At 69.7% G+C, this 24,867-nt stretch carries 23 protein-coding genes; 12 read left to right on the top strand and 11 right to left on the bottom strand.

Annotation, left to right across the window (positions count from 1 at the left end; genetic code table 11):
* Nucleotides 1-12 precede the first annotated feature (12 nt).
* The 8 genes from ACFQW8_RS08360 to ACFQW8_RS08325 are packed head-to-tail and all read right to left on the bottom strand — an operon-like array spanning nt 13 to nt 9,266.
* On the bottom strand, nt 13-1,515 hold the full coding sequence (locus ACFQW8_RS08360) for a CoA-acylating methylmalonate-semialdehyde dehydrogenase (protein ID WP_380086539.1): 1,503 nt from the start codon (nt 1,513-1,515) through the stop codon (nt 13-15).
* The gene (locus ACFQW8_RS08355; protein WP_380086538.1) at nt 1,512-2,585 is read right to left on the bottom strand and encodes a Gfo/Idh/MocA family protein; all 1,074 of its coding nucleotides are present in this window, start codon (nt 2,583-2,585) and stop codon (nt 1,512-1,514) included. Before ACFQW8_RS08355 ends, ACFQW8_RS08360 begins: the two co-directional genes overlap by 4 nt.
* Nucleotides 2,582-4,525, bottom strand: a complete 1,944-nt coding sequence (iolD, locus tag ACFQW8_RS08350) for a 3D-(3,5/4)-trihydroxycyclohexane-1,2-dione acylhydrolase (decyclizing) (RefSeq protein WP_380086536.1) — start codon at nt 4,523-4,525, stop codon at nt 2,582-2,584. Before iolD ends, ACFQW8_RS08355 begins: the two co-directional genes overlap by 4 nt.
* A complete protein-coding gene (gene iolB / locus ACFQW8_RS08345) occupies nt 4,522-5,445 on the bottom strand; it encodes a 5-deoxy-glucuronate isomerase (protein WP_380086535.1) in 924 nt (307 codons plus the stop codon). Before iolB ends, iolD begins: the two co-directional genes overlap by 4 nt.
* A complete protein-coding gene (locus ACFQW8_RS08340; RefSeq protein ID WP_380086533.1) occupies nt 5,442-6,320 on the bottom strand; it encodes a Cgl0159 family (beta/alpha)8-fold protein in 879 nt (292 codons plus the stop codon). Before ACFQW8_RS08340 ends, iolB begins: the two co-directional genes overlap by 4 nt.
* A complete protein-coding gene (gene iolC / locus ACFQW8_RS08335; RefSeq protein WP_380086531.1) occupies nt 6,320-7,288 on the bottom strand; it encodes a 5-dehydro-2-deoxygluconokinase in 969 nt (322 codons plus the stop codon). Before iolC ends, ACFQW8_RS08340 begins: the two co-directional genes overlap by 1 nt.
* Nucleotides 7,288-8,202 carry a TIM barrel protein gene (locus tag ACFQW8_RS08330; protein ID WP_380086530.1) on the bottom strand — a complete coding sequence of 305 codons (915 nt, stop codon included), beginning with the start codon at nt 8,200-8,202 and terminating at the stop codon, nt 7,288-7,290. Before ACFQW8_RS08330 ends, iolC begins: the two co-directional genes overlap by 1 nt.
* A complete protein-coding gene (locus tag ACFQW8_RS08325) occupies nt 8,199-9,266 on the bottom strand; it encodes a Gfo/Idh/MocA family protein (protein WP_380086528.1) in 1,068 nt (355 codons plus the stop codon). The genes ACFQW8_RS08330 and ACFQW8_RS08325 overlap by 4 nt, the downstream gene beginning before the upstream one ends.
* 89 nt (nt 9,267-9,355) lie before the next feature.
* On the opposite strand from ACFQW8_RS08325, the gene ACFQW8_RS08320 reads away from it, so the two are divergent.
* Together ACFQW8_RS08320 and ACFQW8_RS08315 are read left to right on the top strand one after the other, a co-directional pair.
* Nucleotides 9,356-10,096 carry a GntR family transcriptional regulator gene (locus ACFQW8_RS08320; protein ID WP_380086527.1) on the top strand — a complete coding sequence of 247 codons (741 nt, stop codon included), beginning with the start codon at nt 9,356-9,358 and terminating at the stop codon, nt 10,094-10,096.
* A 96-nt stretch (nt 10,097-10,192) separates the two neighbouring features.
* Nucleotides 10,193-10,702, top strand: a complete 510-nt coding sequence (locus ACFQW8_RS08315; protein ID WP_380086526.1) for a helix-turn-helix domain-containing protein — start codon at nt 10,193-10,195, stop codon at nt 10,700-10,702.
* Nucleotides 10,703-10,923: 221 nt separating this feature from the next.
* Here the strand turns inward: ACFQW8_RS08315 and ACFQW8_RS08310 are convergent, their stop codons facing one another.
* Nucleotides 10,924-11,676 (bottom strand): AAA family ATPase, encoded by a 753-nt coding sequence (locus ACFQW8_RS08310; protein WP_380086525.1) that lies wholly within the window; start codon nt 11,674-11,676, stop codon nt 10,924-10,926.
* 82 nt (nt 11,677-11,758) lie between these two features.
* On the opposite strand from ACFQW8_RS08310, the gene lysS reads away from it, so the two are divergent.
* From lysS to ACFQW8_RS08285, 5 genes are all read left to right on the top strand, one after another.
* The gene (gene lysS, locus ACFQW8_RS08305) at nt 11,759-13,279 is read left to right on the top strand and encodes a lysine--tRNA ligase (protein WP_380086523.1); all 1,521 of its coding nucleotides are present in this window, start codon (nt 11,759-11,761) and stop codon (nt 13,277-13,279) included.
* A gap of 2 nt (nt 13,280-13,281) precedes the next feature.
* Nucleotides 13,282-13,449, top strand: a complete 168-nt coding sequence (locus ACFQW8_RS08300; RefSeq protein ID WP_380086522.1) for a lysyl-tRNA synthetase — start codon at nt 13,282-13,284, stop codon at nt 13,447-13,449.
* Nucleotides 13,450-13,495: 46 nt separating this feature from the next.
* Nucleotides 13,496-13,819, top strand: coding sequence for a histone-like nucleoid-structuring protein Lsr2 (locus tag ACFQW8_RS08295; protein WP_380086521.1), 324 nt, complete (start codon nt 13,496-13,498; stop codon nt 13,817-13,819).
* Nucleotides 13,820-14,106: 287 nt separating this feature from the next.
* Nucleotides 14,107-14,478, top strand: coding sequence for a (2Fe-2S)-binding protein (locus ACFQW8_RS08290; protein ID WP_380086520.1), 372 nt, complete (start codon nt 14,107-14,109; stop codon nt 14,476-14,478).
* Between the two features lie 48 nt (nt 14,479-14,526).
* Nucleotides 14,527-14,955: a hypothetical protein gene (locus tag ACFQW8_RS08285; protein ID WP_380086519.1), complete on the top strand. Its 429-nt coding sequence runs from the start codon at nt 14,527-14,529 to the stop codon at nt 14,953-14,955.
* 11 nt (nt 14,956-14,966) lie between these two features.
* Here the strand turns inward: ACFQW8_RS08285 and ligD (ACFQW8_RS08280) are convergent, their stop codons facing one another.
* Nucleotides 14,967-15,848, bottom strand: coding sequence for a non-homologous end-joining DNA ligase (ligD, locus tag ACFQW8_RS08280; protein ID WP_380086518.1), 882 nt, complete (start codon nt 15,846-15,848; stop codon nt 14,967-14,969).
* Complete coding sequence (ligD, locus tag ACFQW8_RS08275) at nt 15,841-16,782, bottom strand: non-homologous end-joining DNA ligase (protein WP_380086517.1); 942 nt, start codon at nt 16,780-16,782, stop codon at nt 15,841-15,843. Before ligD (ACFQW8_RS08275) ends, ligD (ACFQW8_RS08280) begins: the two co-directional genes overlap by 8 nt.
* Before the next feature lie 39 nt (nt 16,783-16,821).
* On the opposite strand from ligD (ACFQW8_RS08275), the gene ACFQW8_RS08270 reads away from it, so the two are divergent.
* From ACFQW8_RS08270 to ACFQW8_RS08250, 5 genes are all read left to right on the top strand, one after another.
* Nucleotides 16,822-18,090 carry a low temperature requirement protein A gene (locus tag ACFQW8_RS08270; protein ID WP_380086516.1) on the top strand — a complete coding sequence of 423 codons (1,269 nt, stop codon included), beginning with the start codon at nt 16,822-16,824 and terminating at the stop codon, nt 18,088-18,090.
* Between the two features lie 203 nt (nt 18,091-18,293).
* A complete protein-coding gene (locus ACFQW8_RS08265) occupies nt 18,294-21,692 on the top strand; it encodes an ExeM/NucH family extracellular endonuclease (RefSeq protein ID WP_380086515.1) in 3,399 nt (1,132 codons plus the stop codon).
* 116 nt (nt 21,693-21,808) lie between these two features.
* The gene (gene ku, locus ACFQW8_RS08260) at nt 21,809-22,705 is read left to right on the top strand and encodes a non-homologous end joining protein Ku (protein ID WP_380086514.1); all 897 of its coding nucleotides are present in this window, start codon (nt 21,809-21,811) and stop codon (nt 22,703-22,705) included.
* Nucleotides 22,706-22,759: 54 nt separating this feature from the next.
* The gene (locus ACFQW8_RS08255) at nt 22,760-23,596 is read left to right on the top strand and encodes an Fpg/Nei family DNA glycosylase (protein ID WP_380086513.1); all 837 of its coding nucleotides are present in this window, start codon (nt 22,760-22,762) and stop codon (nt 23,594-23,596) included.
* A gap of 371 nt (nt 23,597-23,967) precedes the next feature.
* The gene (locus tag ACFQW8_RS08250; protein ID WP_380086512.1) at nt 23,968-24,648 is read left to right on the top strand and encodes a slipin family protein; all 681 of its coding nucleotides are present in this window, start codon (nt 23,968-23,970) and stop codon (nt 24,646-24,648) included.
* Nucleotides 24,649-24,867 lie beyond the last annotated feature (219 nt).

Here is a 24,867-nt window from a genome sequence, read left to right as displayed (position 1 = left end):
GCCGGACCCGACTCAGGTGTTCTGGGGGAAGCCGAGGTTGAGGCCACCGTGCGAGGGGTCCAGCCAGCGTGAGGTGACGACCTTGCCCCGGGTGAAGAAGTTCACGCCCTCCATGCCGTGGGCGTGGCTGTCACCGAAGAGCGAGTCCTTCCATCCGCCGAAGGAGTAGTAGGCCATCGGCACGGGGATCGGCACGTTGATCCCCACCATGCCGACCTCGACCTCGTTCTGGAACCGTCGCGCGGCGCCACCGTCGTTGGTGAAGATCGCCGTGCCGTTGCCGTAGGGGTTGGCGTTGATGAGCTCGAGCCCGTCGTCATAGGACTGCACCCGCAGCACGGAGAGCACCGGCCCGAAGATCTCGTCCCGATAGACCGACATGTCCGGCGAGACCTTGTCGAAGAGGGTCGGAGCGAGGAAGAAGCCCTCACCGTCGGCGTCGATGGCGCTCTCGCGACCGTCGATGACGAGCTCGGCCCCCGACTCGACACCGGCGTCGAGGTAGGACGCCACCTTGTCGCGGTGCTGCCTGGTGACGAGCGGTCCCATGTCCGTGCCACGGGTGCCGTCGCCGGTGACGAGCTTGCCGACGCGGTCCTTGATCTTCTCGATGAGCTCGTCGGCGATCGGCTCGACGGCCACGAGGGCCGAGATGGCCATGCACCGCTCGCCGGCCGACCCGAAGCCGGCGTTGACGGCCGCGTCGGCGGCGAGGTCGAGATCGGCGTCCGGGAGGACGAGCATGTGGTTCTTGGCGCCCCCGAGCGCCTGGACCCGCTTGCCGTGCGCGGTCCCCGTCTCATAGACGTAGCGCGCGATGGGCGTCGACCCGACGAAGGACACGGCGCGCACGTCGGGGTGGGTGAGGAGGGCGTCGACCGCCTCCTTGTCCCCGTGCACGACGTTCATGACGCCGTCGGGCAGGCCGGCCTCACGCCAGAGCTCGGCCACGGCGAGCACGGCCGACGGGTCCTTCTCGCTGGGCTTGAGGACGACGGCGTTGCCACAGGCGATCGCCACCGGCACGAACCACAACGGCACCATCGCCGGGAAGTTGAACGGCGAGATGACGGCGACGACGCCCAGCGACTGCCTGATCGAGTAGACGTCGACCTTGGTCGAGGCGTTCTCGGTGTAGCCGCCCTTGAGCAGATGCGGTATGCCGCAGGCGAACTCAGCGACCTCGAGACCGCGCGTCACCTCACCCAGCGCGTCGGAGAGGACCTTGCCGTGCTCGGCGGTGATGAGAGCGGCGATGTCCTCCTTGCGCTCGTTGAGCAGCTCACGGAAGCGGAAGAGCACCTGCGTCCGCTTGGACAACGACGAGCTGCCCCATCCCGAGGCCCATGCCTCCCTGGCCCTCGCCACCACCTCGCCGACGAGCTCCGCCGAGGCGAGGTCGAGGGCGCCGGTCTCCTCACCCGTGGCGGGGTTGTAGACGGCACTGGTGCGTTCTGCCGTGCCGTCCCAGGCCTCTCCGGCGATGAGGTGGGTGATGCGGGTGGGAGTGCTCATGACGGTTCCTTCGTGCTGGATGCGTTCGGGGACAACGTGAGTGGGTCGACGAGGTCGACGGTGACGCGTTCGCCGGTGGCGAGCGAGGTCATGCCGGCGCTCGAGACCGCCGTGGCGGCATACCCGTCCCAGACGGACGGACCGACGGACTCCCCCCGCAGGGCTGAGTCGACCCACGACTGGACTTCGAGGTCGTATGCCGTGGCGAACCTCGTGCGGTAGTCAGCCGGCACCGTTCCACCCCACTGGCCCGACCCGTCGGCCGCGAGCGTGGCGGAGTACAACCCGGCCGAGGGGCGGCCGATGACCACGGACCCGCGCTCGGCGACCGCCTCGCACCGCACCTCGTAACCGACCTGGCTGTTGACGAACACCTCGTTGGTGACGAGGCCGCCCCCGGCCATCGTGAAGATCGCGACCTGCGGGTCGACGACCCCGGGCGAGGCATGTGTCGTGGGTGCGGGCGACATCACCTGGATGGCCACGACCTCCTCACCGAAGAGGAAGCGGGCGACGTCGATCTCGTGGACGAGGCTGTCGCGCACGATCATCTCGGAGCGGAAGTCGGCATGAGGCACGGAGGCGTTGCGGTGGACGTTGTGCAGCAGCAGGGTTCGGCCGAGGGTGCCGCCGGCCAGCACCGACCGCAGCTGGGAGTACTCGGGGTCGAAGCGTCGCATGAACCCGACCTGGACCAGGGAGCGGCCGAGGCGCCCTCGGACCTCCCGATCGGCCTGCACGAGCCGCAGCGACGACTCGGAGTCCATCGTCAGCGGCTTCTCGCAGAGCACCGGCTTGCCGGCCGCGAGACACGCGAGCACCTGCTCCTCGTGGACGGAGCCGGGCGAGGCCAGGATCACGGCGTCGACGTCCTCGGCGGCGATGAGCTCGAGCGCGTCCCCACCCGACCGCACCCCGTCGAAGCGCCCGGCCAGCTCCTTGGCGCGCACCTCGTCAGGGTCGGCGACCGCGACGAGGCGGGCCCCGGCGGTCCGGCGCGCGAGCCGCTCGGCGTGGTCGGCGCCCATGATCCCGACACCGACGACGCCGATGCGCAGCACGTCCGTCATGACCGCTCCCCCGGCCCGAGGTGTGTCCTCTGGTCCTGCTTGTGGACCACGTAGTCGTCGAAGGCGCTCCGGGTCGAGTCGAGCTCGCTCACCTGTGCGACGGGCACGTCCCACCAGCTCTCGCTGTCCGGTGCGAAGACCCGGGGATCGGTCTCGACGTGGATGACGACCGGTCCGCCGTCGGCCGGCCGAGCCTTGGCCTCAGCGATGGCAGCGGTGAGCTCGTCGCGCGAGTGCACCTCGATGACATGGGCGCCGAGACTGCGGGCGTTGGCCGCGAGGTCGACGGGCAGGACGTCACCGTCCAGCCGGTGCGAATCCACACCACGACGCCGGTATGCCGTGCCGAAGCGTTGGGATCCCAACCCTTCCGACAGCGACCCGATGGAGTGGAAGCCGTGGTTCTGGACGAGGACGACGATGACCTTGACCCGCTCCTGGACCGCGGTGACCAGCTCGGTCGGCATCATGAGGTAGCCGCCGTCCCCGACCATCGCGAAGACGTCGCGGGTCGGGTCGGCGAGGCGGATGCCGATCGACGCCGGCACCTCGTAGCCCATGCACGAGTAGCCGTACTCGACGTGATAGCCCTTGCGGTCGCGCACCCGCCACAGCTTGTGGAGGTCACCCGGCATCGACCCGGCCGCACACAGCACGACGTCGCGCGGGTCGCTCAGCTCGTTGACGGCACCGATGACGGACGCCTGCGTGAGCAGTCCCTCGGCCAGGGCCTCGGTCACCGACGCGGGCGGTGCGTATGCCGCGTCCACGGCCTTGTCCCACCGGCGCCACAGGGTGCCCTGCCGCCTGCGATAGGTGTCGGAGACCGACCAGCCGTCGAGGGCCCCAGTGAGTGCGAGCAACGCCTCGCGGGCGTCACCGACGACGGAGAGCCCAGCCTGCTTCCCCGCGTCGAAGCTTGCGATGTTGAGGTTGACGAAGCGAACGCCGGTGCGCGCGAAAGCGGTTCGCGATGCCGTGGTGAAGTCCCCCCAGCGTGTCCCGATGCCGATGACGACATCCGCCTCGGCCGCGAGGGCGTTGGCGGCCGTCGTCCCGGTCGAGCCGATGGCCCCGACCAGATGAGGGTGCCCGTGGAGGAGCGAACCCTTGCCCGCCTGCGTCTCGGCGACGGGGATGCCGGTCGCCGAGGCGAAAGCGGCCAGCGCGTCCTCGGCACCCGAGTAGTGCACGCCACCGCCTGCCACGACGAGTGGCTTCCTCGCCGACCGGATGAGGTCGGCAGCGGCCGCGATCCGTGACGCCTCCGGCGCCGGACGAGCCACGTGCCACACCCGCTCGTCGAAGAGCTCGACCGGCCACTCGAAGGCCTCGGCCTGCACGTCCTGCGGCAGCGAGATGGTCACGGCGCCGGTCTCGACCGGGTCGGTGAGCACGCGCATCGCCGACAGCAGCGCGGACGGCAGCTGCTCGGGACGCATGACCTCGTCGAAGAAGCGCGACAACGGACGGAAGGCGTCGTTGACGGTGACGTCACCGGCATACGGGGCCTCGAGCTCCTGCAGCACCGGGGACGAGACCCGGGTCGCGAACGTGCCCGAAGGCAGCAACAGCACCGGGATCCGGTTGATGGTCGCAAGCGCGGCACCGGTGAGCATGTTGGTCGAGCCGGGCCCGACCGACGCCGTGCAGACCCAGGTCTGGAGCCGGTCCTTGTGCTTGGCGCAGCCGACGGCGGTGTGGACCATGGCCTGCTCGTTGCGCACGAGGACGTAGGGCAGGTCGGCGGCCGTGTCCCGGCCGGCAGCCCGCAGCTCCTCCTGGAGGAGTGCCTGGCCGATGCCCGCGACGTTGCCGTGACCGAAGATGCCGAGGCACCCGGCGAAGAGCCGCTGGCGCTCACCGTCACGCTCGGACCACTGCTGGCCGAGGAAGCGGATCGTCGCCTGGGCCACCGTGAGCCGCACGGTCCCACTCATTGCTCGCTCCTGCCTTCGCTGCTGAAGGGAAGTCTCGGGTCCGGGGCGGTGTCCGTCCAGCCCTCGCGGACCCAGGCATGCGCCGGGTCGTCGGCGATGAGCCAGGCACGCTCGGTGCCCGGCCCGGCCATGACGTTGAGGTAGTAGAGGTCGGCGTCCGGCGCCGCCATCGCGGGACCGTGCCAACCGTGGGGAACGAGCACGACGTCGCCGGTTCGCACCTCGGCGAGGACGTCGATGGGGCGGTCCGCCGTGCCGTAGACCCGTTGGTAGCCCACGGGGTCGGTGCCGCGCGGATCGATGGAGCGCATCTCGAAGTAGTAGATCTCCTCGAGCTCGGACTCGACCCCGGGGTGGTCCTCGTCGTGCTTGTGCGGCGGCCACGAGCTCCAGTTGCCGGCTGGGGTGATGACCTCGCAGACCAGGACCGCGTCGGCGTCGAGGACGGGCGGCAGCCCGAAGGCGCGCACCTCACGAGTCGCCGTCCCGGCACCGCGCAGCTCGGGTCGGGCCTCGTGCGCCGCGATCCGACGCGGCGCCCGGTCGGTCGTCGCGCGGGCACCACACAAGGCCACGCGTGCCCCAGTTCCGCTCTCGCGCAGCGTGATCGTGCGCTGTCGCGGCAGGTATGCCGTGTCGCTGGGCCCGTCGAAGACGCTCCTCCGTCCCTCGAGCACGATCGACTCGGCGCCGTCGATGTCGATGGTCACGGACCCGGCCAGAGGCACCACGACGACCTCCTCGTGGCCCGTGTCATGGGTCATCGCGACCCCAACCTCCAGCTCGACGACGCGCAGGCTCGTGTGCTGCCAGCCGTCGACCTCGTCGGTGATCGCGACCGCGAAGGGCCCCGAAACGGCCTCACCACGGGCCACCACCCACCGGGCGTTGTCGGCGCCGACGCCGCCACCCCGGGTCATGTCGTCCTCCCGTGCACGAGCCCGGAGGCGATGTCGACGGCGGCACCGACGTCACCGTCCGGCGGGTAGAGGAGGGCGCGGCCGACCACGAGACCGGTCACGGAGGGGAGGTTGAGCGCGTCGGCCCACGCGGCATACGTGTCGTGTGGGTCTCCTTGCGGGTCGCCACCGAGCAGGAGGGTCGGCAGGGTGGTCGCGTCCATGACGCGGGGGAGGTCGTCGACGACGGGGAGCTTGAGCCACGTGTGCGCACTGCTCGCGCCGAGCCCGCTCGCGATGCCGATCGACGCGATGACCGAGTCCGGGTCGAGGAGGTTGCGGACGCGGCCGTCCTCGACGACCGAGAGGAAGGGCTCGACCATCGCCATGAGGCCCTGCCGGGCCAGGTCGGTGACCGCGTGGGCGCTGGCCTCGAGGGTCGCGACGGTGCCGGGGTCGCCGAGGCAGATGCGGGTGAGCATCTTGCCGCCGTCGAGGCCGCGGGCCGCGATCTCGTCCGCGGTCCAGGCCGTGAAGCGGTCGTCCAGCTCGAACACCGCGCCCTGCAGCCCGCCGCGGTTCATCGAGCCGATGGCGACCTTGTCGTCAAGGGCGCCGAGCAGGGCGAGGTCGTCGAGGATGTCCGGCGTGCCGAGCACCCCGTCGACACCCGGCCGGGCCAGTGCCGTGACGAGCCGCTCGAGGAGCTCGCGCCGGCTGCCCATGGCGCTGGCGTCGCCGCGCACGCCGAGGGCGCCGCGAGCCGGGTGGTCCGCGGCCACCAGCAGCATCCGGCCGTCGTCGCCGACGAGTGGGCGCCGTCGACGACCCGCCCAGGCCGAGTCGATGCGACCGGGGTCGGTGACCCGGATCCGGGTGAGCTCGGCGAGCTCCATCAGCTTCCCCCTTGCAGTGCGGTCCGCACCTCGTCGGTCGTCGGCATCGCGGTCGAGCACTCGAGCCGACCGGCGACGAGTGCCCCGGCGACGTTGGCGAACTCGATCGTGCGGCGCAGGTCCCAGCCCGCGAGCAGCCCGTGCACGAGCGCGCCACCGAACGCGTCGCCCGCGCCGAGCCCGTTGACGACCTCGACCGGGAAGGGCGCCACCTCGACGCGCTCCTCGCGGGTGGCGGCGAGCACCCCGCGCGGTCCCTGCTTGACCACGGCGAGCTCGAGTCCGCGGTCGAGGAGGGCGTCGGCCGCGCGGTGCGGGTCGGTCTCACCGACGGCGACCTCGCACTCCTCACGGTTGCCGACGGCGATGCTCACGTGGTCGAGGGCGCGGCTCACCTGGGCGCGCGCCTCGTCGGCCGAGGCCCAGAACATCGGCCGGTAGTCGAGGTCGAGGATGGTGTGCTCCGTTCGCCCGCGGGCCTCCCACAGCGCGAAGTGCGTTGCGCGAGAGGGCTCCTGCGAGAGTCCGGTGACGGTCGACCAGTGGACCCTGGCAGCCCGCACGTCCTCGACGATGGCCTCGGTCGGCTCGACCAAGAGGTCCGGAGCGATGGGGTAGCGATAGAAGGAGAGCGGGAAGTCATCAGGCGGGTGCACCTCGCAGAACGTTACCGGAGTCGGGGGCACGCGGCCCTGCTCGCCCTCGATCGGCGTGATGTGGACGGGGTCGACACCGAGGCGCTGCGCCTCCTGCTGGACGTAGCGGCCGAACGCGTCCCCTCCCACCCTCGTGACCAGGCTGACGCGGTGCCCGTGCCTTGCGGCGGCGACGGCGACGTTGGTGGCGCTCCCCCCGAGGAACTTCTGGAACGTGCTGACGTCCTCGAGCCCGACGCCGTGCTGGAGGGGATAGATGTCGACGCCCGTGCGCCCGATGGCGACGAGGTCGTATGCCGTGACCCCACCCATCAGGTGCCGCTCTCGAGGCGCTGGGCGATGGCGCGGATGTGGGCGATCGACGTGCGCACGTCCGCGGTCGGGTCGACCCCGGTCTGTGAAGGTGGCCCCGTGAGGACGGTGTCCTGCTCGAGGACGTACCACCCGGCATACCCGGCGTCCTCGAGCGACCGGACGATGGCGGCGATGTCGACGTCACCCTCCCCGAGGGGGACGTACATGCCGTCCGCGACGGCGTCCGTGTAGGTCTGTCGTCCCTCCTGCACGCCCTTGGCGAGGTCGAGGCGCACGTCCTTGAGGTGGACGTGGGCGATGCGCTCGGGGTGGAGACGGGCGAGCTCGACGGGGTCGCCGCCCCCGATGAGCAGGTGGCCGGTGTCGAGACAGAGGCTGATCCGTGAGCCGGCGAGGACGCGCTCGGTCTCGACCCCTGACTCGACGATGGTGCCGACGTGGGGGTGGAGGGTCGCTGCCAGCCCGTGCGCCTCCGCGGACGCGGTGACGAGGTCGAGGTTCTCGAGCAGGGTCTCCCACTGGGCGTCGGTCAGCAGGGGCCGGTCGTCGTAGCCGTCGACGCCCGTGGCCGCGGCAACCACCACGGTGGTGGCGCCGGCGACGACCAGGGCCTCGATCGCCTTCTCGACCTCGGGGATCGGGTCGTGGTCGGGGTCATGAAGGACAGCTGGCACGAACTGGCCGACGGCGCGAAGCCCGGCCTCGGACAGGGTCGCGGCCTTGTCGCCGGGTGCGTCGGGGAGGAAGCCGTCGGGACCGAACTCGGTGGCCACGATGCCGACGTCGCGCATCTGGCCCAGCACGGTGTCGACGTCAAGCTGGTGGCCCCAGCCGGGGACCTCGCAGACGCCCCACGAGATGGGCGCACCGGCGATGCGTTCGGTGAGCGGAGGGCGGTCGGGCGCGCTCATGCGGTGGCCTTCGTGGCGGGGGTCGGGGAGGACGAGGAGGACGAGCCGGCGGGTGCCGCGGAGGCGTTCGGGATCTCGCGCATCGACACCAGTCGGCGCTGCGCCCGCGAGAGCTCGCAGGCCTCGGCGGTGCGGAAAGCCTGGAGGGCGTCGCGGACGGTGCACGGACTGGCGATCCGACCGGCGGCGACGTCGCAGAAGGCGGTGAGCTCGGCACGGTAGGCCGCGAGGAAGCGCTGCATGAAGCTGGCATGGGGTGGGCCCGCCGGGAAGGCCACACCCTCTTCGGCCGACCGGAGCGCGAGCGAGTCGTCGAGGCCGACCGCGAGGTTGGCGGCGGACCCCATGACCTCCATCCGGACGTCATGACCGCCCCCGCTGTAGCGGGTCGAGGTCGCGGTGACGAGCGTGCCGTCGTCGAGGGTGAGGATCGCGGCGCCGGTGTCGACGTCCCCGGCCGCAGCGAAGAAGGCAGCGCCCTTGTTCTCACCTGTCGCATAGACGCTGTCGACCTCGCGCCCGGTGACGAACCGGACGATGTCGAAGTCGTGCACCGAGCAGTCCCGGAAGATGCCACCACTCGTCGGGATGTAGGCGGCGTGGGGCGGTTCCTGGTCGTGCGTGAGCGCGCGGACGGCGTGGATGGTGCCGAGGTCGCCGGCGGCGACGGCGTCCCTGGCACGCAGGTAGCCGAGGTCGAACCGACGCTGGAAGCCGATGTGCACGGGAGTGTCGCTGCTCTCCGCGAGTTCGGTGAGGGCGATGGTCTCGTCGAGCGATGCCGCGACCGGCTTCTCGCAGAACGTGGGTATGCCGGCCGCGAGCGCCTGCCTGAGCAGTGGCGCGTGCGCTGTGGTCGCGGTGGCGATGACCAGGGCGTCGATCCCGGAGGCCAGGAGGGTGTCGATGTCGCTCGCCGCGCTCAGGCCCTGCTCGGTCGCGACCCGCTCCGCCAGGGCGGAGTCGAGGTCGGCGACGATGACGTCGTCGACGGCGTCCAGGCCGGCGAGGGTGCTCGCGTGGAAGGCGCCGATGCGGCCCACTCCGGCCAGTCCGATCCTCATGACGAGAACTGTTCCGCGCCGACCTCGGTCGTGTCAACCTTTGTTAGGACATATGGTCATTTGGACCCAGCTTCGCTACTGTGCCGGACATGACCGCACAGCTCGTGAGCGTGAGCATCGACCGGGGTTCGCCGGTTCCGCTCTACCACCAGCTCTCCGAGCAGCTGTGCGCTGCCATCAACGACGGCCGGCTCCAACCGGGGGATCCGTTCGAGAACGAAGTGGCTCTCGCACAGCGCCTGTCGATCTCGCGGCCGACGGTGCGGCGGGCCATCCAGGAGATGGTGGACAAAGGACTGCTCGTGCGCCGCCGGGGGCTCGGCACGACCGTGGCCAACCGCAAGGTGCACCGACGGGTGGCCCTCAGCAGCCTCTTCGACGACCTCCAGCGTGAGGGTCGGGTGCCACGCACCGTCCTGCTCGAGCACGAGACGGTGACCGACCAGGGCGCCGCGAGCGCCCTCGACCTCCCGCCCGACACACCCCTGCTCGCCATCGTCCGCCTGCGGTCGGCTGGCGACGCCCCGCTCGCCGTGATGCGCAACTGGCTGCCGCCGGCATACGGGGACATCTCCCGTGACGAGCTCGAGTCGACCGGCCTGTATGCCGCGTTGCGCGCCCGCGGCGTGCACGCGGTCGTCGCTCACCAGTCGATCGCAGCGCGGATGCCGACGCCCGCCGAGCGCAGGCACCTCAGGATTCGCGGGACCCAACCGGTCCTCACGATGACCCGCATGGCGTTCGACGGGTCGGGGACGGCCGTCGAGTACGGCGACCACAGCTATCGCGCCGAGGACTACACGATCGACCTCATGGTGGACGAACGCTGACCTCGGTCGTCCACAGGCACCTGGTGACCTGCGGCCTGTCCACAGAGAGTGAACGACGGGTGGCGGCGCACCACCGTTGTGTCCTCGAATGTCGTGATGGACGGGTACGGGCCTGGAGCTACGGGCGTCGACGGTGAGGCAGTGGGTGCGGCGATGCGCTTGGCGCGGCGTCGGTTGGGACTCAGCCAAAGGGCGTTGGCCGAGGCGCTCTCGTGGGACCGGGCCAAGGTAGGTCGTTGGGAGAACGGCGCGGTGTCCGAGGGGTTTGAGGAAGTGGTGGCGATCCTGAAGGTCTTGGGCTTCGAGGTGGTCCTGACCGATCCGGCTGCCGATCGGTGGGCCGACATGGACGACCCGGCCGAGCACGTCCTTGACCGAGCAGACCGACGGTTTCCTGCTCATCTCGAGCTGTGCGCGGAGAACACCTCGTCGACGTGCAACTGGACCCGACACCGGGGCGAGCCCTCGCCCAAAGCTTCACAGACATCCTTTCGTCGCCGCACCCAGGTGGAGGTCTTGGCCGAGGCTGCAGGACGGCGAGCCGTGCCCCGCACGACTCCTGAGGCTGGCGGGAGCGGTCAAGGCTCCACCCGACCGGCTCCGTGAGCGACTGCACCAAGCCCTGGTGTCCCGCATGTGCCCAGTTCGCGCTGTGCTCTGCTGCGCCCCAGCGCAGCAGAGCCAACATTGCTGCGCCCCACCACAGCAGAGCCAGCATTGCTGCGCCCCACCACAGCAGAGCCAGCATTGCTGCGCTGCAGCGCAGCAATGCACAGCGCGAGCGGAGAAGGTGTGCTGGTCCCGCCGTCGGGGAAACGACTCCTGGCTCAGTCGAGGACGTGGCGCAGGTAGCGGTCGGGGGCGTCGAGGAACCGGCGATAGTTGCTCACCACCTCGAGGTCCTGCCACTCGACCTGCTCGATGCCCGACTCGGACAGCTGGAGGATCGTCGCGCTCGGCACCGACGCGAGGATCGGCGAGTGGGTGGCGAGCAGGACCTGGGCTCGCGGACGCGCGGCCATCGCCGCCAGCTCGCCCACGAGATGCAGCTGCGCCGGGAACGACAGGCCGGCCTCCGGCTCGTCCCACACGAAGAAACCATCCCCGTCGAACCTTCCCGTCGACAGCAACGAGACGAACGACTCTCCGTGGGAGCGGGCGTGGAAGACCGGCTCGGGTCGTGCACCGGGATTGGTGTCGAGCCAGGTCATCAAACCGTGCATCGTCTCGGCCCGCACGAAGTAGCCCCACTTCGACGCCCCCGGTCCTCGCGACAGCTGCAGCCACTCCCAGAGTGCTGACTCTGTGGCATGGGTGCTGTGCCGCGCGGCGGTGGAGCCGCCCTCGGCGTTCAGACCGAACGCCATCGCGATCGCTTCGATCAGCGTCGACTTCCCGCTCCCGTTGTCACCGACGAGGATCGTGCAGGAGCCAAGGTCGAGCCCGTCGCGAAGCACCTGCTCGACGGCCGGGATCGTCACCGGCCAGGCGCCTGCGTCCGGCACGGTGGCATACGGGCTCTGCTGGACGCGGCGCACGGGCAGCTGCTCCATCCATCCCACCCGCTGCTCCGGCTCCACGGCGATCAAGCTACTGCCTGCGGCATGGGAGGTCGCGGACGTCACGTCCGAGCACTCAGCGAACCCTCGTACCCTTGAGCGCGTGAGTGAGACCCCCGTCGGCACCCTGGCCAGCAGCACCAACGCCCCCGAGATCGACCTGTCCGAGCAGCAGCGCATCCGCCGCGAGAAGCGTGAGCGTCTGTTGGAAGCCGGCACGCCGGCATACCCCGTCTCGGTCGACCGGACCCACAGCCTCGCCGAGGTGCGCTCGGAGTGGGGACACCTCGAGACCGGGCAGGAGACCGACGACGTGGTCTCGGTCGCCGGCCGCGTCGTCTTCGTCCGCAACACCGGCAAGCTCGCGTTCGCCACTCTCCAGGAGGGCGAGGGCATCCGCCTCCAGGTCATGCTCAGCCTGGCCGAGGTGGGCGAGGGCTCGCTCGCCGCCTGGAAGTCCGACGTCGACCTCGGCGACCACGTGTCCGTCACCGGCCGCGTCATCAGCAGCCGCCGCGGCGAGCTCTCCGTCATGGCCACCCGCTGGACGATGGCGTCCAAGGCGTTGCGTCCCCTGCCCGTCCTGCACAAGGAGCTCTCCGAGGAGAGTCGGGTGCGCCAGCGCTATGCCGATCTCGTCGTGCGCCAGGAGGCGCGCGACATGGTGCGGACCAAGGCTCGGATCTACACCGCCATGCGTCACGAGCTCGAGCGCCAGGGCTATCTGGAGGTCGAGACCCCGATCCTCCAGCTCATCCACGGCGGCGCGGCGGCGCGACCCTTCACGACCCACCTCAACGCCTTCGACCAGGAGATGACGCTCCGCATCGCCCTCGAGCTCAACCTGAAGAAGGCTGTCGTCGGTGGCGTCGACCGGGTCTACGAGATGGGCCGGATCTTCCGCAACGAAGGCGTCGACGCCACGCACTCACCCGAGTTCACGATGCTCGAGGCCTACCAGGCATGGGGCGACCAGACGACGATCGCGCAGCTGCTCAAGGACGTCTACCTCGCCGCTGCCGATGCCGTCGGCTCGCGCCAGATCGAGACCGACAAGGGGACGATCGACCTCGACGGCGACTGGCGCTGGCTGCCGGTCTACGACGGAGTCAGCGAGGCCGTGGGCGAGACGGTCACCCTCGACACCGACCTCGAGACCCTGCGGGCGCATGCCCGGAAGCACGACGTGCCGATCGACCCGGCCTGGGACAAGGACAAGGTCTTCCTCGAGCTCCTCGGCGAGCTGGTCGAGCCGGGCCTGCTCCAGCCGACCTTCCTGTGCGACTACCCCGCCATCGCGCAGCCCCTGGCCCGTCCGCACCGCAGCAAGCCCGGGCTCATCGAGGCCTGGGACGTCATCATCGGCGGGGTCGAGCGCGGCACCGGCTTCTCGGAGCTCGTCGACCCGGTCATCCAGCGCAAGGTCCTCGAGGACCAGTCGCTCAGGGCGGCCGGTGGCGACCCCGAAGCGATGCAGCTCGACGAGGACTTCCTGCGGGCGCTCGAGTACGGCGCGCCGCCCATGGGTGGACTGGGGCTCGGCGTCGACCGACTCGTCATGCTCTTCACCGGCGCCAACATTCGCGAGACCATTCTTTTCCCCCACCTCAAGCCGGAGGCCTGATCATGTGGGATGCCGCCTGGCCCTATCTCGCTGCCATCCTGCCCACGATCATCGTGGCTGCCCTCTTCTATTTCCTCATGAAGAGCATCTTGGAAGGCGACCGTCGCGAGCGCCTCGCGCAGAGCCAGTGGGAAAAGGAAGAGCGCAACGACACCGGGGACAATTCCTGACTGTTAGCCTTTGCACGACATATTCGGCTTGTGAAGGGAATTCCAGATGGCACAGCGTGTGCAGGTGTTGCTCGTCGACGACCTCGACAACAGCGACGCCGACGAGACCGTGACTTTTGCGCTGGACGGCGTCAGCTACGAGATCGACCTCAACGCCGCCAATGCGGGCAAGCTTCGCGACGCGTTGGCGCCGTGGGTCGGTCACGCTCGCCGTTCGGGTGGTCGCAAGGCCGCGGCCCGAAGCACGGGAGCACGTCGCAAGGATGTCTCCGCCGTCCGTGAATGGGCCCGCGAGAACGGTCACGACATCAGTGAGCGCGGCCGCATTCCGGCAACGGTGCAAGAGGCCTATGACAAGGCCAACCGCTGATCTCGACAGATCCCAGTGAGGCGACGGCACCCGATGCGGGTGCCGTCGCCTTCCTCATGTCGCGACGTCACGGATATCTCACCTTTGTCGGTGGACGCCATCTCGACAGGCCACTGACCAGCGCATTTGCATATTCCGACGAGTGGCGTGCACAACTCACGCGGACCAACAACAACCTGTATGCCGTTGCCTCCCCTCCGCAGGTCGCCTCGGCATTTGTCCTCCAGCACCTCCTGAGCATTCCTGCGCAGCTGTCCGCATTTGCAGCGGTCACCGGCCCGTGGGTCGTGGACCTGGGCACCCTTGAGGACTCGCGCATCTCCTGCGACCTGGCCCCCGGCCACTATCCCGCACGGCTCGGCTTCCTGTCGGTGAGCCCGGCCGCACCAGAACTGGAGGACCGTCTGCGCGGTGCGCGGACGGCATACCGGGTTCTGGGTCAGGAGATCGCCGACGCGTATGACGGCGGTGTCAAGATGTCGAGCCTGCAGCGGTTCGGCATGGTCGACGACCTGTGGGAGATGGCGCTGCGCGAGGCACGGGGGGCCGCGGGGCACGGACTCGGCTCGGCAGTCGAGCGGCGGTCGTGCTGCTTCATCTTTGCCCTCCCCGGATGTCACGAGTGCGCCGGCTGCCCTCGACTGTCCCACCAGATCTGAGTAGGCCGCCCCATGGTCGAGCAGCGCCCAGAGCGGCATCGTGGAGTCATGCCAGTCATCGCCAGAGCGCTCGGGATCGGCCTTGCGGCTGCGGCCGCCTTCCTCGTCATGACCGCGTTCGACGACGGGGAGGGCGGGGCCAACATCGGGGCCGGCCTTGCGGTCTTCGCCGTGCTCGCGGGCGCGGGCTTCACCTGGTCGCTGCTCGACGGGATCGCCCGCCGCCAGCCGATCGGACTCGGCGCCCTGGTGCTGCGGTGGGTCCTCGTGTCATTCCTGGCGGTCGCCGTCGTCGTCGCCGCCATGGAGCTGCGGGACGGAGGGGACTACATCACCGACATCGACGCCTCGTCCATGGTCTTCCTCGTCCTGCTCGTGCTGGTGCCCTCCGTGGTAGGCGCCCTGATCGGGTCTGCCGCTCGCGGCACCACTCGCGTCCCGCCGAGTCCAGCCCCGGATCAGACGCCTTCGAGCTGACCGGGGAGGGGTCAGAGGAGGCTTTCGAGCAGGTCCCCGTGGGTCTCCAGCCGCTCGAGCATGTCGTCGAACATGACCTGCTCGAAGCGCTTGCCGGCCGCCCCTGCCTCGACCTCGTCCCACGTCCGGGGGGCGGCGACGCAGGGCAGCTCCCTGCCGCGCAGTGAGTAGGGGCTGATCGTCGTCTTCGCCGCGACGTTCTGGCTCCAGTCGAGGAAGATCTTGCCCGGCCGCAGGGACTTGGTCATCTTCCACAGCACGAGCTCGGGGTGCTTCTTGGTCATCTCCTGCGCCAGCTGCTGGGCCAGGTCCCGCACCTGGTCGCTCGTGAGGTCGCCGCCGAGCGGGGCGTAGAGCTGCATCCCCTTGCTGCCCGACGTCACCGGATAGAGCACGAGCCCGAGCGCCTCGAGCCGCTCCCGCAGGACCACGGCGACCTGAGCGCACTCCTTCAGTCCCGCCGGATGGCCCGGGTCGAGGTCGATGACGAGCCGGTTGGGGTTCTCGCGCTCCCCGTCCTCGGTGACCGTCCACTGCGGCACGTGCACCTCGAGCGAGTTGAGGTTGACCAGATAGGTCAGCTGGGCCAGGTCGTCGACGAGCGGGTAGGTCACGTCGTCGATCTGCACCCGCGGCAACCACGAGGGCGCACCGCTCGGCACGTTCTTCTCGAAGAAGCTCTGGTCCGAGACCCCGTGCGGCCAACGCACCCGCGTCACCGGGCGAGCAGCGATGTGCTGTAGCAGGATCGGCCCCACCGTGGCGAAGTAGTTGAGCACCTCACCCTTGGTCGTCTCCGTCGACGGGAACATGACCTTGCCCAGGCTCGACAGCTTGAGGGTGCGCCCCTCCACCTCGACGCGGGTGATCTCGGGGACGTACTTGTCAGGCATCGCTCACCTCGTGCAGGTCGGAGGGCGTGAGATCGGTGCGAACCCCGAGGTATGCCGGTTGCCGCAGCTTGCCGGTCGACCCTCGTCCCAGCGACTGCACCTCCACGACGACGGTGGGCTCCACCCAGGTCGCGCCGGACGCGTCCTCGCGCGGGACGGGGTTGGAGAACGGAGAAGCACTGCGCGACAACGGTTCCAGCAGGCTGCTGATCCGGGCACCCGCGGTGCCGACCAGTCCGGCACCGACGCGCCCTGCATACTCCCAACCGCCGCTGCCGTCGGGCGTGCCGACGAGGACGGCGCCCAACCTGTTCGTCGTCCCCACCTCGGGGCGCCACCCGCCGATGACGACCGAGAGGGTGGCGCGGTGCGGCGACTTGCGCCAGTCCGCGGAGCGGCGGCCAGCGGCATACAGGGAGGTTCGCCTCTTGCTCACGACCCCCTCGAGCCCTTGGTCGCGGGTGGCCTCGAAGAGCTCCTCGCCGTCGTCATAGGTCGGCGGGACCTGCCAGGCCGAGCTGTGCAGCTCGAGGCGCTCGAGCAGCTCGCGGCGGGCCGACCAGGGCTGGGTCGTGAGGTCGGAGCCGAAGAGCCGCAACAGGTCGAACGCCATGAAGGTCACCGGTCGCGTCGTCGCGAGCTGGGCAGCCTTGCGCGGGGACGAGACGTGCATCCGCTCGGCGAGCGCTGCGAAGGACGGGAGCCCGCCGTCCAGGGCGACGACCTCGCCGTCGAGCAGGAGGTCGTCATAGGTGTCGGTGAGCCCGGCCAGCTCGGGGAAGCTCACCGACACGTCGCGGCCGGTGCGGCTCGACAGGACAAGACGCCCGTCGCGCACGTCGGCGAGGACCCGCATCCCGTCCCACTTGACCTCGTGCACCCACTCGGGGCCGCGCGGGATGCCGTCGGCGACGGCGGCGAGCATGGGCTGCATGAACCCATCCTGACGCACCCAGGTCCTAGCCTGAGTGCCGTGCCGTCCACCAATCCTCACCCCCAGCTGCTCCACGGTCTGCGTCGGATGACCGGTCGCGACGTCCACGAGCCCGAGCGGGCCGCCACGCCGCTCGAGCTGCTCTACGACCTCACCGTGGTCGTGGCCTTCTCCGTGTCCGGTGGGCTCTTCGCGCACGCCATCGCGTTCGGCCACCCGGTGCAGGGGGTCGTGGCGTTCGCCTTCTCCTGCTTCGCCATCGTGTGGGCCTGGATCAGCTACACGTGGTTCGCGTCCGCCTACGACACCGACGACTGGCTCATGCGGCTCGGGACCCTCGTGCAGATGGTCGGCATCGTCGTCATCGCGCTGGGGCTGCCCCAGCTCTTCCACAGCTTCGAGGCGTGGGAGCTGCACAACCAGATCATGGTGGCGGGCTACGTCACGATGCGCCTCTCGATGGCCACCCTGTGGTGGCGCGCGTCGAAGGACGACCCGACGCACCGCGTCACCCTGCGCCGCTACGTCTGGATCACCCTCCTGGCCCAGGGCGGATGGGTCGTCGTCGCTCTCACCCACCTGCCGTGGCTCGTCCTGCTGCCCGTGCTGGTCGCCCTCTACGCCCTGGAGCTGGGTGCGGCCTGGTCCTCGGAGCGGGGCCGGCCCCTGCCCTGGCACCCACATCACATCGCTGAGCGCTTCGGTCTGCTCGCGATCATCAGCCTGGGCGAGATCGTGCTGGGCACGACGGTCGCCGTGCAGGCCCTCGTCGACCACCAGGGCTGGTCCTGGGACGCCGTGCTCGTCATCGCCGCCGGCATCTCGATCGCCTTCGGGCTCTGGTGGGTCTACTTCGGGCTGCCCCTGGGCGAGGCACTCGCGCTGCAGCCGGAGCGCGGCATGCGCTTCGGGCTCTGCCATCTGGCGCTCTATGGCTCCATCGCGGCGGTGGGGGCCGGACTGCACGTGGCGGCCTACTTCGTCGAGCGCGCGAACGGCACGACGATCGGGCTGCTGGGCACGGTCCTGTCCATCGCGATCCCTCTCGCGCTGTGCATAGGCCTGGCGTACTGGGTCACCCACCTGCTGCTGCCCGGACGCGACGGGTTGCACACCCTGCTGCTCGTGGTGAGCGGAGTCGTCATCGCGGTCGGCGTCGGGCTCGCCCTGGTCGGTGCGCCGCTCGGGGTGTGCGTCATCGTGCTCATGGTCGTGCCATGGATCTCCGTCGTCGGCTACGAGACGCGCGGCCATGGTCACCTTCAGCGCGTCCTCGACCGCATCCGCGAGGAACGCGCCACCGCCTGACCTGCAGATATGCCGAGGTTTTCGACCGGGGCGCCCGGCCGCCGCTCTTGGCAAGTCTCGCCATTACGTTTCGTTGATGTTGCCCTTAGTTTGATCTCGGCTCATCCGCTTGTGGGAAAAGACCGCAAGGGTGGGACCCCCTCAATCGCTGTGGAACACAGTGACCCCCGTGTTCCCCGCGTCCCTGCCGAAAGGTCATCCCCGTGCTTCGTCCCTCCGCTGTGGTTTCGAGAGGGGGTCGTGGCCGTCGCACAGGCATCGCCGCGGCTCTGCTCGGCCTCTTCCTCGCACCGCTCGCCCCCATGACGGCGGCGAACGCCGTCAGCCCCGACATCGTCATCTCCGAGGTCTACGGCGCCGGTGGCAACGGCACCAACCCGACCTACAGCAACGACTTCATCGAGCTCTACAACCCCACCGACTCGACCGTGAGCGTCGCCGGCTGGTCCGTCCAGTACCGGAGCGCGACCGGTTCCTCCGTCTCCGGGATCACGCCGCTCACTGGATCCATCCCGCCGAAGAGCCACTACCTCGTCATCGAGGCGGCCGGGGCCAACGCCGGAACAGCGACCATGCCTGCTGGTGACGCGACCGGCACGATCTCCATGGCGGGCGGCGCTGGACAGGTGCTGCTCGTCAGCTCCACGACGGCCTCCACGGTGAGCACGGGCAACCTCGCCGGCAACCCCGCGCTCGTGGACATGGTGGGCTACGGAGCTGCCGGCTCGTACGAGACCGTGGCGACGACCACCGGTCTGACCAACATCACCTCCGCGCAGCGGTCGGCGCCCTTCGCCGACACCGACCACAACAACAACGACTTCAGCGAGGCCGTCCCGACCCCGACGAAGGCCACGAGCGTCGCCACCCCCCTCGAGGCCACCGCACCGGGCGACAAGTCCGGCCAGGTGGGGTCCCCCATCTCCGGCTTCACGCTGGCAGCAACCGGCGGCACCTCGCCGTACTCCTGGTCCGCCACGGGGCTGCCCTCGGGTGTCACGGTCGCCGCCAACGGCGCCGTGTCCGGCACGCCAACCACCGCCGGCACCTACAACGTGACCGCGACCGTGACCGACTCCGCTGCGCCGACCCCGGCCACCGACGACGTCACCTTCACCTTCACCATCGTCGACGCCGCGGCCTTCCGCCCGATCGCCGAGATCCAGGGCACCGGCAGCGCCAGCCCCTTCGACGGCCAGAACCTCGTCACCTCGGGCGTCGTGACCGCGAGCTACCCCACGGGTGGTCTCAACGGCTTCTACATCCAGACCGCTGGCGCGGACACCCCCAACGCGTCGGACGGCATCTTCGTCTACGGCGGGACCAGCGGCTTCGCCACCTACCCGGCGGTCGGCGACTCCGTCGAGGTCGCCGGCGAGGTCGACGAGTTCTTCACCACCACCCAGCTCATCGCCTCCTCGGTGAAGCCTGTGGCCTCCCTCGGCGCGGCGATCCCCAAGACGGTCGTCCCCGGCACCGACTGCGCACTGCCCGGCACCGACTGCCTCACCGGGGCGGCGCTCGACACCGCTCGCGAGGTCGTCGAGGGCGAGCTCTTCCAGCCGACCGCGCCGTGGACCCTCACCGACGTCTACGACGGCGGCCCGTACTACAGCAACGGCACCAACTCCTCCGCGAACCGCGGCGAGATGGGCGTGGCCGCCAACAGTGCGGTCCCCCTGGTGTCCCCGACCGAGGTCATCGACGCCCAGGCGACCGCTGAGGTCACCGCGCGCAAGAACTACAACGACGCGCACCGGATCATCCTCGACGACGCTGCCAGCCTGACCTACTCGACCACCCAGAACGACGAGCAGCCGTTCCCGTGGCTGACCCCGACCCACTCGATGCGGGTGGGCGCGGGCATCACGTTCACCAAGCCCGTCGTCTTCACGTACGGCTTCAACGCGTGGCGGATCCAGCCCCAGGCCCAGGTCGTCGGCGCACCCACGGGAGCGCTGGAGATCGAGCAGACCCGTCCGGCGGCCCCCGAGAACGTCGGCGGGGACCTCAAGCTGGCCACGTTCAACGTGCTCAACTTCTTCCCGACCACCGGCGAGGAGTTCGTCTCGTCCGGGCTCGGCACGTGCTCGTTCTTCACCGACCGCGACTCGGGCCGCACCACCGTCAACAGCTGCAACCCCAACGGTCCCCGAGGAGCGGCGAACGAGGCCAACCTCGCCCGCCAGCGGGCCAAGATCGTCGCGGCCATCAACACCGTCGGCGCCGACATCGTCTCCCTCGAGGAGCTCGAGAACTCGGTGCAGTTCGGCAAGAACCGTGACTTCGCCATCGGCGAGCTCGTCAACGCGCTCAACGCTGACGCCGGTGCCGGCACGTGGGCCTTCGTGCCGTCGGCCAGCGTCCTGCCGCCCCTGTCGGAGCAGGACGTCATCCGCAACGGCTTCATCTACAAGCCGGCCAACGCCGCGCTCGTCAGTGAGTCGGTCGTCCTGGCCGACCAGTCCTCCGGCACCGAGGCGTTCGCGGATGCCCGCGAGCCCGTCGCCCAGGCGTTCAAGAAGGTCGGTTCCCCGGATGCCTCGGCCTTCGGCGTGATCGTCAACCACTTCAAGTCCAAGGGCTCCGGCACCCCGGACCCCAACGGTCAAGGCAACGCCAACGACCGGCGGATCCTCCAGGCCAACGCGCTGGTGAACTTCGCCAACGACTTCCAGACGCAGCGCGGCATCAGCCGGATGTTCCTCGCCGGCGACTTCAACGCCTACACCGAGGAGGACCCGATCCAGGTCCTCAAGGCAGCCGGGTACGACCACCTTGAGTCGACGAGCAACCCCGCGGAGGAGAGCTACAACTTCGACGGGCAGATCGGCTCGCTCGACCACGTGCTCGTCAACGAGGCCGCCGCGGCGGACGTCAACGCGGTGGACATCTGGGACATCAACTCCTACGAGTCCGTCTACTACGAGTACAGCCGGTTCAACACCAACGTCACGGACCTGTACGCCCCCAACCCGTACCGGTCCTCCGACCACAACCCTGAGGTCATCGGGATCAACGTGGGCCCGGCTGCGTCGAGCGTGAGCGCGACGGCCGACCAGATCACCTACGGTGCGGCTGGGTCGGTCGTGGCCACCGTGACCCCCTCCGACGCCACCGGAACGGTGACGGTCTCGAGCGGCGCGACCCAGCTCGGCTCGGCGGCGCTCTCCAGCGGGACGGCCACCGTCCCCCTGGCGGCGAAGTCCCTCGAGCCCGGCACCCACGTGCTGACCGTGACCTACTCGGGTGACGGCTCGTACCTGCCCTCGAGCACGACGGTCAGTGTCACGGTCGTCAAGGCGGTCTCGACGCTCACGGCAACCGCCAGCCGCACCACCCTGCAGAAGAACAAGGACACGACGACCCTCACCATCACGGCGGCGGCCTCGAACGTGACGCCGACCGGCACGGTCACGGTCCTGGTCGACGGAGTGACGAGGACCGTCACCCTGAACGCCAACGGGACGGCCACCATCGTCCTGGGACCGTTCGTCTCGAGCGGAACGAAGTCGATCCAGCTCACCTACTCCGGTGACGCTCGCGTCGCCTCTGACACCTTCACCACGTCGGTGACGGTGGTCAACGGCAAGCCCAAGTAGGCATCGGTCTGAGCACGACGAGGGGGTCCGGCGAGAGCCGGGCCCCCTCGTCGTTGGCCCAGACGACAGTCAGCCGACCACGGCCGCGCGGGCCCCGAGCGGCATACGATGCATTCATGCGTGCGATCTGGAAGGGCGCGGTGTCGTTCGGGCTGGTCAACGTCCCCGTGCGGCTCTACTCGGCGACCGAGAATCATGACGTGCAGTTCCGGCAGGTGCACCGCGAGGACGGCGGCCGGATCAAGTACAAGCGGACCTGCAGCATCGACGGCGAGGAGGTCGCGTTCGACGACATCGCCAAGGGCTACGAGACCGAGGACGGCGACATGGTCGTCCTCACCGACGAGGACTTCAAGGACCTGCCGAGCAAGTCCTCGAAGGAGATCAACGTCGAGAAGTTCGTGCCGACGGAGCAGATCGACCCGATGCTGCTCGACAAGAGCTACTACCTCGAGCCCGACAAGACGGCGACCAAGCCCTATGTGCTGCTGCGCGAGGCGCTCGAGTCCGAAGGCCGGATGGCCGTGGTCACGGTCTCGATCCGCACCCGGATGACGATGGCCGTGCTGCGGGTGCGCGAAGGCGTCATCGTCATGCAGACGATGCTGTGGCCCGACGAGATCCGCAAGCCCGACTTCGCGAGCGTCGAGCAGGCCGAGGACGCGACCGACAAGGAGATGGCGATGGCCAAGCTCCTCATCGAGCAGCTCGCCGGTGACTTCGAGGCCGACGACTACGAGGACGACTACGCCATCGCGCTCCAGTCGCTCGTCAAGGCCAAGGTCGAGGGTGGCGAGGTCCGGGCGCCCGCCGCCGAGGCCGAGGAGTCCGGCGAGGTCGTCGACCTGCTGGCCGCCCTGGCGAAGTCGGTCGAGAAGGCCAAGGCCTCCCGCGGCGAAGCACCCGCCAAGCCGGCCGCCAAGAAGTCCGCAGCCAAGGCAGCGGCCAAGCCCACCAAGAAGGCCGCAGCCAAGAAGTCGACCACGAAGAAGGCTGCCAAGAAGGCCTCCTGACCCCCACCGCAGGTCGGTATGCCGCCCAGTCTGGGCGTGGCCGATGATGGGCGCATGCCCGAAGGCCACACCCTCTTTGCCCTCGCCCGCGACCTCGACACCGCCTTCAGGGGGACGTCGCCGACGGTGACGAGCCCGCAGGGCAGGTTTGCGCAGGGCGCCGCGCTCGTCACCGGGCACGAGGTCCTCGAGGCGACGTCGTGGGGCAAGCACCTCTTCGTCGAGTTCACGGGCGACCGGATTCTGTGGGTGCACCTTGGCCTGATCGGCTCCTTCAGGATCGACACGACGTCGTATGCCGGTGAGCTGCCGGTTGTCGGTCAGGTGCGGTGCCGCTTCGCGACGGACGACCATGTCGCCGACCTGCGCGGCCCCATGGTGTGTGACGTCGTGACGCCGGAGAAGGTCGACGAGGTCCTCGCGCGGTTGGGCCCTGATCCGTTGCGCGCCAGCGACATCCGGTCCGACCCTGAGCTCGCGTGGAGGCGGATCCAGCGGTCGGGCAAGCCGATCGCCGAGCTGCTCATGGACCAGTCGGTGCTGGCCGGGGTGGGCAACGTCTATCGGTGCGAGGTGCTGTTCCGGTTGCGGGTCAACCCTTTTCGCCCCGGCAACAAGCTGCAGCGCAAGACGTGGCGGGCCATCTGGGAGGACCTCGTCGCGCTGCTCCCCCTCGGTGTGGCGACGCGCAGGATCGTCACCGTCCACGAGCAGGTCGACGCCGTCGCGCAGGCGCTCGAGGCCGGTGAGGACGTGCGCCTGACGACGCGCGACTCCTACGTCTACAAGCGTCAGGGCGAGGCGTGCCACGTGTGCGGCTCGAGGATCCGCACCCAGCTCGTGGCAGGTCGCAACCTCTTCTGGTGCGGCAACTGCCAACGTCGCGGCTGAGTCCCCCCACGCGTCCAGCGCGAGGTGAGGGCACCGTAATTCGGTGGCGGACGGCATACCTGCGTCGTCACACTGGACCACGGACGAGCGAGAGGAAGCAGTCGGAGCGGCGTGCCGTGAACCGGTCCTGCGCATCGCCTCTCGTCGAGAGTTCCACGGTATGCCCTGTCAAGGCTTCGGGTTCAACTCCCGCTCAACCGACAGGTGGTGCCGGGCAGGCTCACGGATCGTCGTGCTCTGCGGCCCGGGTGGTCAGGTCGACACCCGACGCCCCGCGCGACGCTCCGCTGCCCGGCACCATCACCCCGCCATCCCGTCCTGTCTAGTCCGCCATGCACCAACCATCTCGCGCACCCCGAAGGAGGCTGCCCATGCTGTTCATCCATGTCACCGTCCCGGCCCACACCGCCGCGGTCGAGCTCGTCGACGGCACCCCTGTTCGGGTGCTCGAGCCCGGCCGCCACCGTCGGGCGCGCCGCGCGAGCTACGTCCACGTGGACCTGCGCGAGCAGCTGCTCGCCGTCGCGCCGCAGGAGATCCTCACCGCTGACGGCGTGCAGGTGCGCGTCTCGGCCGCGGTGCGGTGGACCGTCGCGGACCCGGTCGCGTGGCTCGAGCGCGCGGCGGACCCGCTCGGTCTGGTCTACCTGGCAACCCAGGTGGGCCTGCGCGACTCCGTGGCGGCGCTGACCCTCGACTCGGTGAGCCAGCGCGGGTCCGGTCTCGACGCGGCGACGCTCACGGCCGCCGTGGGTGCTGCGGCGCGCCCGCTGGGCATCGCGGTGGACGAGGTCGTCATCAAGGACGTCATGGTCCCGGCCGAGGTCCGGGCGGCGACGCTCGAGCTGGCCACGGCGCGCCAGCGTGGGGCGGCCCAGCTCGAGATGGCCCGGGCCGAGACCGCGGCGCTCCGCTCGCTCGCCAACGGCGCCAAGCTGCTCGACGACCACCCGGCGCTGGCCCGGATGCGTCTTGTCCAGTCGGCACCGTTCGGGACGCAGCTCGTCATCAAGGTGGGCGACGACGAGCCGGCCTCGTCCGGACCCACGTGACTGCCTGCCTGGCGTCCCACGGGTCCCTCTCACTTCGCTTGACCGCCGCGGTCAGGCGAAGTGAGAGGAACCCACTTCCGGCGGGAAAGGTGGGGCGGCCGTCTGCCGAGAGCGAACATGAGTCCCCTCGGCTCAGCCCCAAGGAACACTGTGCGGGTATGCCGCGTTGGACGCCTTGACACACCTCGCCCTGCCGAATTGTGACCGGACCTGCGTGAA

The sequence above is a fragment of the Knoellia altitudinis genome, assembly GCF_042666355.1.
Taxonomy (GTDB): domain Bacteria; phylum Actinomycetota; class Actinomycetes; order Actinomycetales; family Dermatophilaceae; genus Knoellia; species Knoellia altitudinis.
Note: the sequence above shows the minus strand (reverse complement) of the source record. Positions and strands in the feature narration are given on the sequence as shown.

Bases quoted from the DNA above. Each gene is read 5' to 3' on its own strand.
- ACFQW8_RS08330 (WP_380086530.1), bottom strand. From the start codon at position 8,202: ATGAGCGCGCCCGACCGCCCTCCGCTCACCGAACGCATCGCCGGTGCG.
- iolD (WP_380086536.1), bottom strand. From the start codon at position 4,525: ATGAGTGGGACCGTGCGGCTCACGGTGGCCCAGGCGACGATCCGCTTC.
- ligD (WP_380086518.1), bottom strand. From the start codon at position 15,848: ATGCCTGACAAGTACGTCCCCGAGATCACCCGCGTCGAGGTGGAGGGG.
- ACFQW8_RS08315 (WP_380086526.1), top strand. From the start codon at position 10,193: ATGGACGGGTACGGGCCTGGAGCTACGGGCGTCGACGGTGAGGCAGTG.
- ku (WP_380086514.1), top strand. From the start codon at position 21,809: ATGCGTGCGATCTGGAAGGGCGCGGTGTCGTTCGGGCTGGTCAACGTC.
- iolB (WP_380086535.1), bottom strand. From the start codon at position 5,445: ATGACCCGGGGTGGCGGCGTCGGCGCCGACAACGCCCGGTGGGTGGTG.
- iolC (WP_380086531.1), bottom strand. From the start codon at position 7,288: ATGGGTGGGGTCACGGCATACGACCTCGTCGCCATCGGGCGCACGGGC.
- ACFQW8_RS08325 (WP_380086528.1), bottom strand. From the start codon at position 9,266: ATGAGGATCGGACTGGCCGGAGTGGGCCGCATCGGCGCCTTCCACGCG.
- ligD (WP_380086517.1), bottom strand. From the start codon at position 16,782: ATGCAGCCCATGCTCGCCGCCGTCGCCGACGGCATCCCGCGCGGCCCC.
- ACFQW8_RS08320 (WP_380086527.1), top strand. From the start codon at position 9,356: ATGACCGCACAGCTCGTGAGCGTGAGCATCGACCGGGGTTCGCCGGTT.
- ACFQW8_RS08285 (WP_380086519.1), top strand. From the start codon at position 14,527: ATGCCAGTCATCGCCAGAGCGCTCGGGATCGGCCTTGCGGCTGCGGCC.
- ACFQW8_RS08355 (WP_380086538.1), bottom strand. From the start codon at position 2,585: ATGACGGACGTGCTGCGCATCGGCGTCGTCGGTGTCGGGATCATGGGC.
- ACFQW8_RS08255 (WP_380086513.1), top strand. From the start codon at position 22,760: ATGCCCGAAGGCCACACCCTCTTTGCCCTCGCCCGCGACCTCGACACC.
- ACFQW8_RS08300 (WP_380086522.1), top strand. From the start codon at position 13,282: ATGTGGGATGCCGCCTGGCCCTATCTCGCTGCCATCCTGCCCACGATC.
- ACFQW8_RS08295 (WP_380086521.1), top strand. From the start codon at position 13,496: ATGGCACAGCGTGTGCAGGTGTTGCTCGTCGACGACCTCGACAACAGC.
- ACFQW8_RS08340 (WP_380086533.1), bottom strand. From the start codon at position 6,320: ATGGAGCTCGCCGAGCTCACCCGGATCCGGGTCACCGACCCCGGTCGC.
- ACFQW8_RS08360 (WP_380086539.1), bottom strand. From the start codon at position 1,515: ATGAGCACTCCCACCCGCATCACCCACCTCATCGCCGGAGAGGCCTGG.
- ACFQW8_RS08250 (WP_380086512.1), top strand. From the start codon at position 23,968: ATGCTGTTCATCCATGTCACCGTCCCGGCCCACACCGCCGCGGTCGAG.